Origin of the sequence: Granulicella paludicola (genome assembly GCF_025685545.1) — a bacterium.
Taxonomy (GTDB): domain Bacteria; phylum Acidobacteriota; class Terriglobia; order Terriglobales; family Acidobacteriaceae; genus Granulicella; species Granulicella paludicola.
Window position 1 is genome coordinate 691532 of sequence record NZ_JAGSYC010000026.1, and the last position, 15010, is coordinate 706541.

The following is a 15010-nucleotide window of genomic DNA, read 5'->3' on the forward strand; positions in this document are numbered from 1 at the left end:
GGTATCGCGACTTATACTGACTGCGAAGCGAGGTATCGATGACAAAGCGATGGTTGGTTGCGCCTGCAATGGCGCTGGTGACGACAGGCGTTCTGGCACAGGCTCCCACGAGTCCGATTGCAAAAGCTGCGGCGAAGGTGAGCGCGGCTCGAATCCGAGAGCAGGACAAGTTCATCTCGGACGATCTGTTTGAGGGCCGCTATCCCGGTCTCCGCGGAGGCGAGCTTGCGGCGAAGTACATCGCCAGCCAGTTTGCGATGTATGGGCTAAAACCAGCAGGAGATAACGGCTCATTCCTGCAACAGGTGAACTTCGTCGGCATGAAGGCGATCCCCGAGCAGACGGCTATGAAGCTTATAGGCGCTGATGGGAAGAACGAAAAGCTCACCTTCGGCTCCGATTACACCGTGAGCAACCAGACGCTGACGCCTGAGACGATGCTCGATGCTCCGATTGTCTTCGTGGGTTACGGTGCCGATGCGCCCGAGTTCCAGTGGAACGACTATGCGGGCGTCGATGTGAAGGGCAAGGTGATCCTGTGCATCGTCGGCGACCCGCCGAGCAAGGACCCGAAGTTCTTCGGCGGCGATGCGCTGACCTACTACGGTCGCTGGACGTACAAGTTCGAAGAGGCGGCGCGTAAAGGAGCGGTCGGCGCGCTCATCATCCATCGCACCGACCTCGCAAGCTATGGCTGGAACGTGGTGCAGAACTCCAACACCAGCGAGAAGACCTATCTACGCGACGACGCGAATCCACGCCTGCAGGCCGCGAGCTGGATTCAGCTCGACGTAGCGAAGAAGCTCTTCGCGATGAGCGGTCTCGATCTCGACAAGGAGTTTGAAGCAGCAGGTCAGCGCGGCTTCAAGGCCGTGGAATTGCCGGTGAAGCTGAAGGCGACGGTGACGAGCACGGTGCGTCCGTTTCAGAGTCCGAATGTGGTCGCGATGCTGCCGGGCGCGAATGCGGATGGTCACGATCAGGCGGTGCTGTTCTCGGGGCACTACGATCACCTCGGCATCGTTCCCGGCATGAAGGGCGACAACATCTATAACGGCGCTGCTGATAACGGAACGGGTGTGGCGATGTTGCTGGAGATGGCGCGCGTTTGGTCCGATGCCGTACATAGCGGAGAACTCAAGCTGCCGCACAGCGTCATCTTCGGCGCGGTTACGGCGGAGGAGCAGGGCCTGCTCGGCTCGGAGTACCTCGGGCAGCATCCGCCGATCCCGGCAAGCCAGATCGCGCTCGACATCAACTACGACATGCTGCTGCCCATCGGCGTGCAGCAGGAGATAAACGTCAACGGCGCGCAACGCACCACCTTCTTCCCTGAGGTAGAGGCTACGGCGAAGCGCTTCGGTCTGGCCATCGTGCCTGACCCGCGCCCCTCAGCTGGAAGCTACTACCGCAGCGATCACTTCTCTCTGTCGCGTGTGGGCATCCCATCCTTCAGTGTGGACTCGGGATCGCTCTATGAGGGCCATGACCGCGCCTGGGGTGTCGCGCAGGAGAAGGCGTTCAACGACAACGACTATCACAACTTCTCCGACAACTTTCACGACGACTGGGACTTCACCGGAGATGCAAAGCTGGTGAAGTTTGGCATGGACCTCGGCTGGCAGGTGATCCATCTGCCGAAGACCGTGGAGTGGAAGCACGGCGATGAGTTCGAGGCGGCTCGGTTGAAGAGCGAGCGGTAGTGGCCTGTCAGCTAACGTGGAGGAATAGGTTTCCGACCCTCAACGCCAGTCCTTCGCTCCGCGCAGGATGGAATCCAAGCTTGAACCTCTACTGCGGTGACGGCTCCAGTGTGAATGTCGCAGCTTTGCTTTCGTTGCCGTTGGCATCCACCGCCGTAATGCCGTAGCGATAACGAGCGGAGGGTTCGGCGGTAGCGTCATGAAAGCCCGGTTCGGATACCGGTTTAGCGGTCAGGCGAGTTTTTACATCATCACCGCTGAGCATTTCGCGGTAGACGTTATAACCGCTTAGTGGCGCAGCCAGCGAGGCAGTGATGCCGGCATCGCTAACGGGTTGCCAGATCAGGTCGACGGCAAAGTGGGAGCCGTCGGGAGGTGCAAAACCTGTTGCTTCGACGCCGGTCGGTGCCGAGGGTGCGTACTTCGGCTGTAAGGTGAAGTCGATGGCTGTAGACAGATCGCTGCGTATCTCTACGGTCCGTTTATCGAACGCCAGAAGGATACGGCGTATCGCTGTGTAGCGGTAGGGTGTACCTGAGGTTACGGAGCTGTCGAGCGTACGCCCTTCTTTGGAATTGGCGTTGAGCCAGAGGTCGTCCGACTTTGGCACGGACGGAAGTGGACCTTTGGATCTCGCCGTTGTCGTGGCAGGCTTTGTCGCAAGGGCGACGCGGTGCAGAAGGATATCGCTCGTGGAAGGATCGCGGGTCCACTGCAACCAGATGCCGCTGCGCGTGCCGTCTGCGTGCAGGTCGGCAATGGGCGCGGGGGCTGTACCGGCGGCGGTAAAGGCCGGGTTTGACTGGCCGGCGGACTTGCCTGCCTTGTTCAGGAACTCGACACGGTAAGTAAGCAGGCGAGGCGAGCCGCTGGCCAGTGCTTCTGGAAGCGTCTCATGCCAGGTGAAAGTTGCATGGTCAGCCTCGGTGAGCGGCGGCGCCAGGGTGGCGATGATGGTGCAGGGCGCCGGTCTTATCTCGCGACAGACGGTGCCGTTCAGAAACATCGGCTTGTGATGGCGAGGGTCGGAGAGCGGAAGCTTGTCTGTGGACAGGTGCGGCACGGTGAAGCTGAGTTCGATGAGGTCGCCGGTGCGGCTGACAGTGAGATCGGTGACCGGTTGTGGCAGGTTCAACGAGGGTGAACGCGGTGGACCCGGACTGGCGCAGCCGAATATCGCCGTGAACGCCAGAAAAGTATAAAGAAATTTGCTTGGGCTTTGATGGGGAGCGAAAGCGCGCGCCAATCGCTGCTTCTGGCAGAAAAAGTCCATGGAATTGAGCGTAGCATTTCAACCATGTCAATCTGAATGACTTTCAGCGACGGAGACATCGGGTTTTCGGGCGCAAGGAACAAACGGATTTTTTTGTATGGGTGCGGGCAACGCGGCAAAGTCTGGATTTTTAGACCCTGATACATCTATTCGCAGCCCGTAAACGTCCTTTTATAAGAAGCAGCATGTTGGTGGAAGATAGCAGCAGAGTTGCACTGGAGGGTTTGCCCCATGGGTGTTTATGCCGGCACGATCAACAAGGATGTTGCACCACCGATGAAACGTGGACGAATACAGAAGACGATTGACGCCGCTGAAGGTGTCGAGGCGACCACGCTGCCTCCGCTACAGGCAGGCGAAGAGGATGTACTGGCCGACGAGCAAGGTGTGAGCGCCGAGGCTGCCGAGCAATTCATCGAGAGTAAGAGGATTGGCGACCGCATCAAATATCTGCGCCAGCGCAAGTCGATGGGTCTGGTGGAGTTGGGTCGGCACACGGGGCTTTCCGCAAGCTTTCTGTCACAGCTGGAGACTGGCCGCGTAGTGCCTACGCTCCGCAATCTGGCGCGTATCGCAATGGTGTTTTCGAAGGATATGAGCTATTTCTTCGAGCCGGAGCGTCCAGAGCTTTTTCGTATTCAACGTGCGACTGACAGGGTGCGCCTCCCTCAAAGTGGCGTGGAAGACCCGGGCTACTACTTCGAGAGCCTCGGGCAGGTTCCGGCTGAACAGTCGATTTCATCCTACGTGGCCGAGTTTCTGCCTCTGGATGACAAGCGCACGCCGAAGGCCCACCGCCATAGCGGCAACGAGTTTTTGTATGTACTTTCAGGCTCCTTGAAGCTTGAGCACGATGCGCGGGTGGACGTAATTGAGGAGGGCGACGCGGTCTTTTTCAACGCCGAGGCGATTCATAGCTACGCGCGGACGGGTACGGAAGACTGCAAGGCGCTTATTTTGACGATGCCTGAACCGCTGCGCGGAGTAATGTCCGGTTCACGAGTACCGGTAAGCAAGCCAACAAAGAAGTAGCGCCTCAGGGCGTAAGCAAAGTTAGAGGGCCAGCTACCATCCGCTGGCCCTCTTCCTTTTTCGTGCTTAACGTGTCGCGGAGGTTAGGCGTTCGCCTGGGGTCCAGCGGACGGGGGCGTCGCGCCGAGGGTCGTGGAAGAGCATGCGACCGCACGTCTCGCAGGAGAAGATGGTGTTGGCGAACTCGGAGTTGGGGGAGCGTTCGGCGAGGTCGTTCCAGCGCTGCGGGCGGATCATCATCTGACAGGCGGAGCACTTGTGGTCGACCGCTTCAGAGACGGCTGTACCCTTTGCTTTGGCGATTCGGTCGTAGCTGCTGAGAGTCGCTTCGCCTTCGTCAGTTGAGCCGATTTTTTTGCGGAGCGTGGAGCGTTCGAGGCTGATGCCTTCGACGCTGGCGGTGTTCTTTGCGAGCACGTCAGCGGCGCGGACACGCTCGGCTGCCAGGGATGCGGTGGTGGTGGCGAGGGAGTCAGTCGCCTTGGCGAGGTCGGCCTCAAAGCCTTCAGTGCGCTCCATGGAGGCGAGCTCTTCGTCCTCGTGCTGGCTGATGGACTGCTCGGAGAAGGTGATCTCGTGCTCGAGTGCGGCGATCTGGGCGGCGTTGGCGGCGGACTCCATCTGTTTGCGAAGGCGGGTGATCTTGCCTTTACGATCGGCGATGTCGAGCTCGTGTCCCTTGCGGAGCGACTCCTCTTTGGCGAGCGACTGCTTCGCGCTGGAGAGGGCGGTCTCAGACTTTTTGACGGCGGCTTCGGCGGCAGCGACGCGACGCGGTGCCTCGGCCAACTCTTCGCGGAGAAGCTTGAGCTCGAGGTCTTGCGCCTGCAGGATGATGAGGTCTTCGAGGATTGGATTCATAAGGCAGGCGTAGATAACAAAAATTAGAAAACAGGTTGATGGTTAGAGTACACCTGCGCGCTCGGTTTGAGGTGGGGTGGATAGGGATGTAAGACTGGGGAGTATGAGAATCCCTCGTTTGTTGTCTCTTGTGACGTTTTCGGCTACTTTTTTGCTGGTAGGACTTGCGATCCATGCAAAGGGTCAGCAGGCACTGACGATGGATGGGTTGATGCGGTCTTCTGCGATGGGCTATGAGGAGGCGTATCTGCCGACGGTGGCTCACTCGAACCATGCGGCGAACCTTGTACAGCTGAAGAATGGTGACCTGCTGTGCTTCTGGTTTGGGGGCGTGGCGGAAGGGCAGTCGGGTGTGGCGATTCTGGAGTCGCGGTTGGCGCGGGGGTCAAAGCAGTGGTCCACGGCACAGGTGGTGGACCGAGAGCCGGGAGTGAGCTATCAGAATCCCGTGCCGTTCGAGACACCGTCGGGCGAGCTCTGGCTGCTCCATACCTCGCAGCCGGTGAAAGAGGGACAGGCGAAGGCGCAGGTGCTGGTGGTGAAGTCCTCCGATAGTGGACGGACGTGGGGAGCACCAGCGGTGTTGTTCAACGAGCCGGGAGCGTTTGTGCGTGATCCGCTGCTGGTGCGGAAGGACGGAGCGTGGCTGCTGCCGATGTACTACACGCCCACCTCGGCCATTACGACGGGGGCGGAGAGCCACTACTCGGTGGTGAAGGTGTCAAAGGACGCAGGCAAGACGTGGCAGGAGTGCCGGATTCCGGGGTCGAATGGCTATGTGCAGCCGAGCGTGGTGAAACAGGGCGACCACTATGTGGCGTTCTTCCGCAGCCGGTTTGCGGATTCGATCTTTCGCAGCACATCGGTCGATGGCTGTGCGTGGACGGCTCCTCTGGCGACGTCGCTGCCGAACAACAATGCGTCGATCCAGGCGGTGGCGTTGAAGGATGGGCGGATTGCGATGGTGTTCAACCGGGCCCACGCGGAGCCAGTGACGGGTAAGCCTGGGACGGGCCCCCGGGTACCCCTGGTGGTGGCGATTTCAGACGACGAGGGTAAGAGCTGGCTGGAGCAGCGGGTGCTGGAGGCGGGGCGGCGAGCTGGGGAGGATCCGGTCTCGTATGCGGCGCATGTGAAGGCGGATTCGGAGTATGACGAGTACTCTTACCCTTCGGTGCTGCAGGCGAAGGATGGACGGTTGTGGGCAGCGTTTACGTACCGGCGGAAGACGATCAAGGTGGTGTCGTTCTACGAGAGATGGGTAGGGAAGTGACGAGCAGCAATCGAATGCTGAGACAATAGGTGGATGAAGATTTTCCTGTTTGTGCTGGCGGCTACAGTGCTGGAGGCCTGTGGTGATGCCGTGGTGAGGATCGCGCTGCATCAACCGTCCATGCCGGTGCGGGTGGGGCTGTTTCTGGTGGGCGCGGTGCTGCTGACTCTGTATGGAACGTCGCTGAACCTGACGCCGGTAGAGTTCGCGACGGTGACGGGGCTGTACGTGGCGACGCTGTTTGTGGTGTTCCAGATCACGAACTACGTGTTTTTCAAAGCGGCACCGAGTTTGGGGGTGTTAGTGGGTGGCTGCCTGATCGTGGTGGGTGGGCTGGTTGTTTACGTGTGGAAGTAAGCGGTAGGGGCAATATTTGGTGGGGTGAGACGTTTTAAGCGTGGAGATGGCCTGGGGGCGGTCGCGCGTCTTGACGTGCGATGCCCACCTGAGCGCCAATGAAACTGCGCAAAGGATGGGGCACCCGAGGGCCAGAGTGGGGGCTGACCCTGGGTTTTGTCGGGTTTTGCTGGCGACTGGCAATTGGTTGCCTTTGTTGGCTAATTTAGGGGCGGTATTCGTGAATCAAACGATCGCTCCGTAGAATCTGTATTGAGATCAAATGGCTACTGCTACTTCACTATCTGACATTCCCGAGAGCAAACCTGTAGCTGAGGCGCATGCGCCATGGCGACCCAGCATCAACCCGTGGATCGTTGCAATGACGGTGACGTTGGCGACATTCATGGAGGTGCTCGACAGCTCCATTGCGAACGTGGCGCTGCCGCATATCGCCGGCGGCCTGGGTGCGACCCAGGACGAGGCGACCTGGGTGCTGACGGCCTATCTGGTGGCAAACGCCGTGATCTTGCCGGCGGGCGCGTACATGACGACCTTTATCGGTCGCAAGAAGTTCTACATGATCTGCGTGGCGCTGTTCGGTATCTCGAGCGCGTTATGCGGCATTGCGCCGACGCTGCCTCTGCTGGTGTTCTTCCGGATTCTGCAAGGTATTGGCGGCGGTGGTCTGGCTCCCTCGGAGCAGGCGATCCTGGCCGACACGTTCCCGCCGGAGAAGCGCGGACAGGCGTTTGCGATGTACGGCCTCGCCGTGGTGTGCGCTCCGGCGATCGGACCGACGCTGGGCGGCTACATCACCGATAACTTTGACTGGCGCTGGATCTTCTATCTCAACGTGCCAATTTGCCTGCTGAGCCTGTTCCTGACGCACCGCATCGTGGAAGATCCACCGTGGGTTTCTAAGGAAGTGAAGGAGAACCAGAAGGGCGGTGTGCGTCTGGATCTGCTGGGCTTCGGGCTGGTGGCGCTGACCTTCGGTTCGCTGGAGTTTGTGCTGGATAAAGGCCAGGAGGATGACTGGTTCGGCTCGAAGATCATCGTGTTCTTCGTGGCTACGATGATCGTGGCGTTCATCGGCCTGCTCTGGTGGGAGCTGAAGCTGATGCGCGAGAAAAAGAAGCCGCTACTGAACCTGACGCTGTTTACCAGGCCTCAGTTTGCGATCAGTTTTGTGCTGATGTTTGTGCTGGGTTTCTCGCTGTATGCGACGACGATTCTGATTCCGCAGTTTGTGCAAACGCTGCTGGGGTATACGGCAGAGCTGGCGGGACTGGTGCTGTCACCTGCGGGCCTGATGATGATGTGCATGATGCCGGTGGTCGGCGTGCTTTCGGGCAAGGTCGATCCACGCAAGCTGATCGGTTTCGGATTTCTGAACCTGACGCTGAGCCTGGTGTGGATGGCGAACCTTGACCTGAACCTTAGCTATGGACAGCTGGTGTTTATGCGCTGCTTCCAGGCTTCGGGACTGGCGTTCCTGTTCATCCCGATCAACACGATCGCTTATATCGGCGTGGCGCAGAACGAGAGCAACGACGTTTCGGGCCTGACGAATCTGGCAAGAAATATTGGCGGCTCGTGCGGTACGGCGTTCATGGCAACAATGCTGACGAGGCGTTCCCTGGCGCACCAGACCTCAATGATTCGGGCGCTGACGTACTCGAACCCGGCGTTCCGTGATCAGTTGAACTCGCTGGCGCGGGGGTTCAAGGCGGGCAATGGCACGAGCGCGACGAGCGGGCCTTCCCTCGGCGCGACGCACCAGGCGATGGGCTATATGTACAACCAGATGCTGCGGCAGTCGGCGGCACTGGCGTACGTGGACATCATCCGGTACCTGACGATCTTCTGCGCCTGCATGCTGCCACTATTGTTCTTCATTCCGAAGCCGCCGAAGAACGCGGCGCAGAATGCAGGACACTAAGGCAGGAGCAGGGAAGAGAAAGGCGGTTCAGAGCTGGATGCTCTGGCCGCCTTTTTCGTTTGCGGGTGAAGCGGTCATGAGGTGACTTACAGAAGGTTCTTGAGAGTGATCGCATCCGCGAAGGCATGGTTCTGGGCGGTGTTGTCGAAGATGACCCAATTGTTGGTGGGATGTTTACGAATACGGGTGGCGAGAGTTTCGAGAACCGCCGGTTCATAGGGCGACCAATATTTCCGCGGAGATCCGTGCAGGCGATAGTAGCGCAGGCCCGGCCAGCCCCCCGGTTCGGCGGCTGCCGGGGAGCCTGCGGGCGGATCGGCCATGGCGCGCGCCACTTCGAACTCGCGGAGAAGGCGGTCCACCGGCAAGGTAAACCAGGAGGCATGGCGCGGTTCGAGTACAAGTGGTCCGGAGTGGAGCTCGCGGACAGTCTCGAAGAACTCGCGAGCGGTGCCGAGGTCGAAGGCTAGCTTCGGCGGAAGCTGAACCAGCACTGGGCCGAGCTTTTCGCCGAGTGGACGAACGTTGTCAAAAAAGGAGGCGAGGAGAGCGCCAGCGCGGACGAGCTTTGCTTCGTGGGTGATGGACTTGGCGAGCTTCACCACAAAGCGAAAGTCCTCGGGCGTGGTGGTGGCCCAGCGTTCGAAGGTCTTTGCCTGATGCGGGCGGTAGAACGTGGAGTTGATCTCGACGGCGTTGAGAACGCCGGAGTACTTCTCGAGGTGTGTGCCGGTCGGAGCGCAGACAGCGGCGTGGATCTTGGGAATGACCCAGCCTGCGGTGCCGATACGAATCAGGGGAGCGGTCGATGCTTTAGCCACAGGAGTTACTGTAACCGCGATGCGGGCGGGGCGTAGGGCTGAGGATCAGCCACTTGCGAAACGGTCGCAAGGTCTCTGACGCGATGAACACGAGGGTAGGGCGAAGCGTTCCGCAGCCCGGAGCATCGGCATCGTACTAAGTGCTGCAACCAGCAGCGTGATGTGCCTTGAAAGAGAAAGGCCCGAGGGAGAATTCGATGAGCAGCACGAAACAACTTACGGGAAAGAAGATCGCCATTCTGGCGACCGATGGGTTTGAGCAGACAGAGCTGACAGACCCGAAGAAGAACCTCGAGGCTGAGGGAGCGACCGTAACGGTGCTTTCTATCAAGCCGAGTGAGGGCGGCAAGGAAGGCGAGATCAAGGGCTGGGACAAGACGGACTGGGGCAAGTCTGTGAAGGTCGATGGCCTGGTCTATGACGCGAAGACGGAAGACTTCGATGCGCTGGTGCTGCCGGGTGGTCAAATCAACCCGGACAAGCTGCGCGTGGATAAGCAGGCTGTCGCGTTTGTGAAGTCCTTTGTAGAAAGCGGCAAGCCGGTGGCGGCGATCTGCCATGGTCCCTGGATGCTGGTGGAAGCGGACGTGGTCAGGGGCAAGACGTTGACCTCCTGGCCGTCGGTGAGTACGGACCTGAAGAATGCGGGAGCGAAGTGGGTCGACAAAGAGGTTGCGGTCGATGGCAACCTAATAACCAGCCGCAAGCCGGATGACATTCCCGCTTTTTCGAAGGCGATTTCGACCGCGCTGTTAGCGGGACACTCGAACTCTAAAGCCGCGTAGGCAGGTTGCGGGGCAAGAGCGAAGGGCCACCTCAACGGTGGCCCTTCGTTCTGTAGTGGCCGGGTTAGTTAGCCGAGGTAAGTAACGTTCGTGGGGAACGGATTGCGCTCGGTGAACTGAACCTGGTGCCAGTAGGGGTAGGCAGGGTCGATCGCGCTGGCCGCGTCGAGCTTGGCTACCTGCTCGGGGGTAAGGTTCCAGCCAGTGGAAGCGAGGTTGGCGCGGAGCTGCTTCTCGTCGCGCGCACCAATGATGAGCGTGCTGATGGTGGGGCGCTGCAGTAGCCAGTTGAGGGAGATCTGCGGAACGGTCTTGCCGGTTTCGGTGGCGATTAGATCGAGGGCGTCGACGACCTTGTAGACGTGCTCCCAGTCGGGGTTCGGGCCGGCGTCGACGACGGTCTTGTTCTGCAGGCGGGAGTTCTCAGGCAGCGGCTGGCCGCGACGGATCTTGCCGGTGAGGCGGCCCCAGCCAAGCGGACTCCAGACAAGCGCGCCGACACCCTGATCGACGGCGAGGGGCATCAGCTCCCACTCGTAGTCGCGGCCGACGAGCGAGTAGTAAACCTGGTGGCCGACGTACTTCGACCAGCCGTAACGCTCCGAGGCGGAGAGCGACTTCATCAGGTGCCAACCGGAGAAGTTCGAGGCAGCGATGTAGCGCACCTTGCCGCTGGTGATGAAGTTGTCGAGGGTCTTGAGAGTCTCTTCGACGGGCGTAGTCGCGTCGAACGCATGCATATGGTAGACGTCGACGTAGTCGGTTTTGAGACGTTTCAATGAGGCTTCGAGGGCCTGTGTAAGGTGGTAGCGCGAGCTGCCCACGTTATTGGCGCCGATGTTCGAGCCGCGGAAGGTGGCCTTGGTGGAGATGAGGATGTCTTCGCGCTTAAGGTGCGCCATGGCGCGGCCGAGGACCTCTTCGGAGTGACCGTCGGAGTAGATATCGGCGGTGTCGAAGAAGTTGCAGCCTTCTTCCATGCAGATGTCGAGCAGGTGCTCTGCTTCCTTGTCCTGTGTGGAGCCCCAGGACTTGAAGAAGTCGTTAGTGCCGCCGAAGGTGCCGGTGCCGAAGCAGAGTTCAGGGACTTTGAGGCCGGAGCGGCCGAGGGAGCGGAAGTTCATGGTGTCTCCTGTCAGTTGAGTAAGGAATGATGCATAAGGAGTAGAGAGCCGACAATATAGTTCGCGATAGGTTGGATGATCGCTTGCTGTGGGTGGTCGCAGGCGTACGGGTTGAAGGAGCGATGAGCGGACTAGACAGGAATTTGGCAGCTGAGGCGTTTCCGGTCTCCACGTGAAGCTCGATTGGATACCTCAAGGCGCACCGCAGCGACTGAAGCCGGAATGTTTGCCGATGCTTTTTGTCACGGATGAAGCCGCGACTTACCGTCCGTACTCTTATCGAAGTCACGGCTGACGCCAAGTTTGAGGGCGGCCTCGTCAAGTGCTGCCTGGGTGCGGAAAAAGAGTTGCTGCGGGTTGGAGTGGGGATAGAAGCGGATGATGATCTCGCGGCCTTCGACGGCGTCGTCAGTGCCATTGCGGAAGGGATAACCAAGGGATTGAAGCAGGTGGAGTGAGCCTTCATCGCCGGAAGGGTTGCCATCGTCAGCGACGATGCCGAAAACGGCTCGATGGGTGCGTTTTGAGTAGACGGCGACAAAATCTCCAAGCTGCACGCCATGGCGCTTAGCGGCGTTGCCGCGGACGATGTAGTTGATCTTCGTGGCGTCGACGTAGCGACGGACGTTGCGGGGGTCGGTGAGATGCGGGTCAGTGAAGGCGGTCTGCGAGATATAGAGGCCGGGGAAGGGGTCGTGTGGGCCTTGCAGGATGGGGAGCTTGGGGTTGTCGTCGTCGGTGAGGTAGCCGACGATCTCGGCTTTGGGACGGGCGCGGTAGTGTGCGTTGCTGAGGACGTCGAGGGTGCGGCTGCCAGCAGGGCCATAGGCATTGGGCGCGCCGTCCACGTCAACATCCATGCGGTGGGTGAGGAGCTCGAAGGACGAAGGAGCAAGGGATAGGGGATAGGCGGTAGAGCTGACGAGGAGAGCCAAGGTCAGAGCAGCTGTGCGCAATGGTTCTCCTTTCAGCCAGATAGCGTCTGGTTGTTAGACGCGGATTTCCTGGTTGAGGACGAAAGTGGTTTCGATTGTTGGAAAGCGTTTCTGCTTGGATGACAGAAAACAGGAAAGAGCGAAAAGAGGCCATCCCGCGGGATGGCCTCTTTCTTGCTCCGTTCGTTTAGGGGGCGGCGGGTGTCGGCAGGCGTGGGGTTGCGGTGGGGGCTGTTAGGCCGAAGAACATCACAACGTTGTTGTAGCCGTTGTTCGAAACCCAGAGGTTTCCACTGGCGTCGGGTGCGAGATCGAAGGGGTCCAGAAGTTTGGCGTCGAGGCCGTAGCCGCCGGCGGCAGTGACGGTGCCGCTGCTATTGCGGACGGTGGATGGCGAGAGAGCGGTACCGGGCGTCGTGGAGGTATTGCCGGCGAATTCGCTCACGGTGGCGTTGAGGCCGACGTCCGCGGGCTGGTAGTTGGCTACCCAAACGTTCTGCGCGGCGTCCACAATAATCTTGGAGGGATAGGAAAGGCCGCCCCCAATAAGGCCGCAGGTACCGGCGGTGGGCGTGAGCGTAGAGGTGCAGCCAGCACTGTCGCCAAAAAGAATCACGTTCTGCGGGTTGCCGTGGCAGGAGGCGCTTGATGAGGAGTTACTGTCGCAGCCGGGAAGAATCTCGCTCAGTGAGTTGGTGTAGTAGTTGGAAACCCAGGCGTTACCGATGCTGTCCGTGGCGATTCCGTTCGCGATGTTACAGCACGTGGGATTGGAGAGAACGTTGCCGGCACTGTCGAAGTGAGCGACAGTGTCGTTGCCGCTGTTGGCGGTCCAGACCCCACCGCTGGCGTCTCCGGTCTCATCGGTGACGCCGGAAACATAGCCGATGCCGCCATTGGAGACACCGTAGACGAAGCCCGCGGCCGGAGTGTAATTGAAGACGGTGTAGGTGGCATCGCCGTAATTGCCGACGATAATATTGCCATTCTGAGCTGTGGACGCGGACTCAGGGAAGTAGAGGTAGTTGCTGCTGACATAGGTCAGGCCGCTGATGTTGATGAGGGAACCCAGGGTATTGCCGGAGGAGATGCCGTTGAGGCCGGAGATGCTGCTGGGATGCTCCTCAACGGTGACCCAGACATTATTGTGGGTGTCGATGGCGAGACCAAAGATCTCAGAGCCGAGCGTGCCCTTGCCGAAGCCACTGGCACCGCTCAGTGTGTTGCCCTGCGGGGTATAGGCATAGACGGCCCCATAATAGCCTGCGACCCACACGTTGCCAACGGAGTCGACAGCAAGCTCAGTGGGGTATGTAATGCCGCCGCCGGTGAGCGTCATGCTGAGCGTCCAGTCATTGGGCGCGGCGGTCAGGCTGGAGGTGAAGGGAGCGGTCTTGCTGCCGAGGGCATAGAGGGCGGCGACGTTCTTCGCGGGATGCTTGACGGCGTAAAGCGCGGCGGAGAGAGTGTCCGAGGTGCAGGTGCTGGAGCACTGGCCGGTGGTGGTAAACAGGGTCTGGCAGGCAGTGGAGCCGTCCGAGCCGGAGCAGGTGGCAATGGCGTTTGCGAGGGCCGCAACCTTACCGGTTTCGATGGTGTTGGTAGACGCCAGCGCCGAGCCGGGGGTGGTCCCTAGCGCAGGGTCGGCGATGAGTTGTGCATTGAGAAACGCGTTGGCGAGACCGGTGGAGTTGGTGGCTGAGGCGCCGACACTGGTGGCCGAGCTCATGAAACCGGAGAGAGCCCAGGCCGCAGCGACTGTGGTGAGCTCGTTAATGCTGGTCTTGGTGGTGGAGGCCAGGCTGGCACAGGGGCCGAGAGCGTCGACGAGCACGAGCGAGGTGTTGTTGACGCTGCTGCTGAGGCCGGGATTGCCGCCTGTAGCAACAAGATATACCTCGGGCGTGAAGCTGGAGGTCGCCGTGGGGCAGGTAAAGCTGCCCGCGAGGGAGAAGGTACCGTCAGCGGCGGTGGTGGTGTAGGCGGCGGTGCTGGTCGAGCCTGTGCCGGACAGGTCTGTTGCGGCAGATGCGTTGCCAGTACTGCCTGCGACATAAAGCCGGACCTGCGCGCCGGAGACGGGGGTCTTGCCGCTATAAACGGTGCCCTCCATCTGGGTGTTGCCGGTCGTGGGTGGAATCACGGTTTGCGTTACAAATCCGCCGCAGCCGGTGAGGCCGGCGAGGAGGAGCAAGGACGACAATGAGAGAGCGAGAAACCCAGAGCAGCGGCGCATAATGCCGTTAGTCTACTCGCATGATGAGCACGGAAGCCCTTATTTATGTGGGCTCTCGTGACACTTTCGTAGTATTTGGGCGGATTGTGAAGGACCCAAAATGGGAGGGCAATATGTGCAGGCGACCCGTAAGCCGAATTTTGTTTTAGACGATCATTCCTCTAGGCGGAGCATTACTGCGCCGCTCAAGCAACCTACCCGCAGGTTTCGGACGAACTGACACGGTCCTGTGCGCAACGGGCCGTTACGCGGCGCCATCCCCGTATGGACAACGCTCTCCCTGCCTATTTGGTCTTGCTCCGTGTGGGGTTTACCGTGCCGCTGCTGTTACCAGCAGTGCGGTGGGCTCTTACCCCACCGTTTCACCCTTACCTCTGATTGCTCAAAGGCGGTTTCTTTTCTGTTGCACTGGCCGTCTTCCAGCCTTGACGCTGGAATCCCGGACGTTATCCGGCACACTGCCCTATGGAGTTCGGACTTTCCTCCCCCAGCCGAGGCGCTTGCACGTCCGGCTGGCAGCGATCATCCGGTCGCCTGCACACGTTAAGTGTAGCAGTGCAGGGCGCGCAGCCAGGCTCCTAAGTATGGGGTGACAAAATATAGTAATTCCAAGTGTTCCGCATGAAGGATGTTGTCGGGTATCGAAGAACGCCGGTAGATTGCGGCGTAGACTGTGTCTGGTATCT

12 protein-coding genes and 1 other RNA gene are annotated in these 15010 nt (G+C 59.9%); 6 read left to right on the forward strand and 7 right to left on the reverse strand.

Going from position 1 to position 15010, the window contains the following annotated elements:
• Nucleotides 1-38 precede the first annotated feature (38 nt).
• A complete protein-coding gene (locus tag OHL14_RS18530) occupies nt 39-1703 on the forward strand; it encodes a M28 family peptidase (RefSeq protein WP_263380869.1) in 1665 nt (554 codons plus the stop codon).
• Nucleotides 1704-1791: 88 nt separating this feature from the next.
• On the opposite strand, the gene OHL14_RS18535 is transcribed toward OHL14_RS18530, so the two are convergent.
• Nucleotides 1792-2838, reverse strand: a complete 1047-nt coding sequence (locus tag OHL14_RS18535) for a fibronectin type III domain-containing protein (protein ID WP_263380870.1) — start codon at nt 2836-2838, stop codon at nt 1792-1794.
• Nucleotides 2839-3207: 369 nt separating this feature from the next.
• On the opposite strand from OHL14_RS18535, the gene OHL14_RS18540 reads away from it, so the two are divergent.
• On the forward strand, nt 3208-4008 hold the full coding sequence (locus tag OHL14_RS18540) for a helix-turn-helix domain-containing protein (protein ID WP_263380871.1): 801 nt from the start codon (nt 3208-3210) through the stop codon (nt 4006-4008).
• A gap of 66 nt (nt 4009-4074) precedes the next feature.
• On the opposite strand, the gene OHL14_RS18545 is transcribed toward OHL14_RS18540, so the two are convergent.
• Entirely contained in the window at nt 4075-4869 is a 795-nt protein-coding gene (locus tag OHL14_RS18545) for a zinc ribbon domain-containing protein (RefSeq protein ID WP_263380872.1), read from the reverse strand.
• Between the two features lie 103 nt (nt 4870-4972).
• On the opposite strand from OHL14_RS18545, the gene OHL14_RS18550 reads away from it, so the two are divergent.
• From OHL14_RS18550 to OHL14_RS18560, 3 genes are all read left to right on the forward strand, one after another.
• Nucleotides 4973-6142, forward strand: coding sequence for a sialidase family protein (locus OHL14_RS18550; RefSeq protein WP_263380873.1), 1170 nt, complete (start codon nt 4973-4975; stop codon nt 6140-6142).
• A 33-nt stretch (nt 6143-6175) separates the two neighbouring features.
• Complete coding sequence (locus OHL14_RS18555; RefSeq protein ID WP_263380874.1) at nt 6176-6499, forward strand: hypothetical protein; 324 nt, start codon at nt 6176-6178, stop codon at nt 6497-6499.
• Nucleotides 6500-6761: 262 nt separating this feature from the next.
• Nucleotides 6762-8423, forward strand: a complete 1662-nt coding sequence (locus OHL14_RS18560; RefSeq protein ID WP_317890434.1) for a DHA2 family efflux MFS transporter permease subunit — start codon at nt 6762-6764, stop codon at nt 8421-8423.
• An 86-nt stretch (nt 8424-8509) separates the two neighbouring features.
• Here the strand turns inward: OHL14_RS18560 and OHL14_RS18565 are convergent, their stop codons facing one another.
• Nucleotides 8510-9244: a DUF72 domain-containing protein gene (locus OHL14_RS18565; protein ID WP_263380875.1), complete on the reverse strand. Its 735-nt coding sequence runs from the start codon at nt 9242-9244 to the stop codon at nt 8510-8512.
• Nucleotides 9245-9441: 197 nt separating this feature from the next.
• On the opposite strand from OHL14_RS18565, the gene OHL14_RS18570 reads away from it, so the two are divergent.
• Nucleotides 9442-10029 carry a type 1 glutamine amidotransferase domain-containing protein gene (locus tag OHL14_RS18570; RefSeq protein ID WP_263380876.1) on the forward strand — a complete coding sequence of 196 codons (588 nt, stop codon included), beginning with the start codon at nt 9442-9444 and terminating at the stop codon, nt 10027-10029.
• Between the two features lie 68 nt (nt 10030-10097).
• On the opposite strand, the gene OHL14_RS18575 is transcribed toward OHL14_RS18570, so the two are convergent.
• From OHL14_RS18575 to rnpB, 4 genes are all read right to left on the reverse strand, one after another.
• On the reverse strand, nt 10098-11153 hold the full coding sequence (locus tag OHL14_RS18575; protein ID WP_263380877.1) for an aldo/keto reductase: 1056 nt from the start codon (nt 11151-11153) through the stop codon (nt 10098-10100).
• A 242-nt stretch (nt 11154-11395) separates the two neighbouring features.
• Complete coding sequence (locus OHL14_RS18580) at nt 11396-12109, reverse strand: glycoside hydrolase family 75 protein (protein ID WP_263380878.1); 714 nt, start codon at nt 12107-12109, stop codon at nt 11396-11398.
• Nucleotides 12110-12275: 166 nt separating this feature from the next.
• Nucleotides 12276-14324 carry an NHL repeat-containing protein gene (locus OHL14_RS18585; RefSeq protein ID WP_263380879.1) on the reverse strand — a complete coding sequence of 683 codons (2049 nt, stop codon included), beginning with the start codon at nt 14322-14324 and terminating at the stop codon, nt 12276-12278.
• A 113-nt stretch (nt 14325-14437) separates the two neighbouring features.
• An RNA gene (gene rnpB, locus OHL14_RS18590) (RNase P RNA component class A) lies at nt 14438-14862 on the reverse strand.
• Nucleotides 14863-15010: the final 148 nt, after the last annotated feature.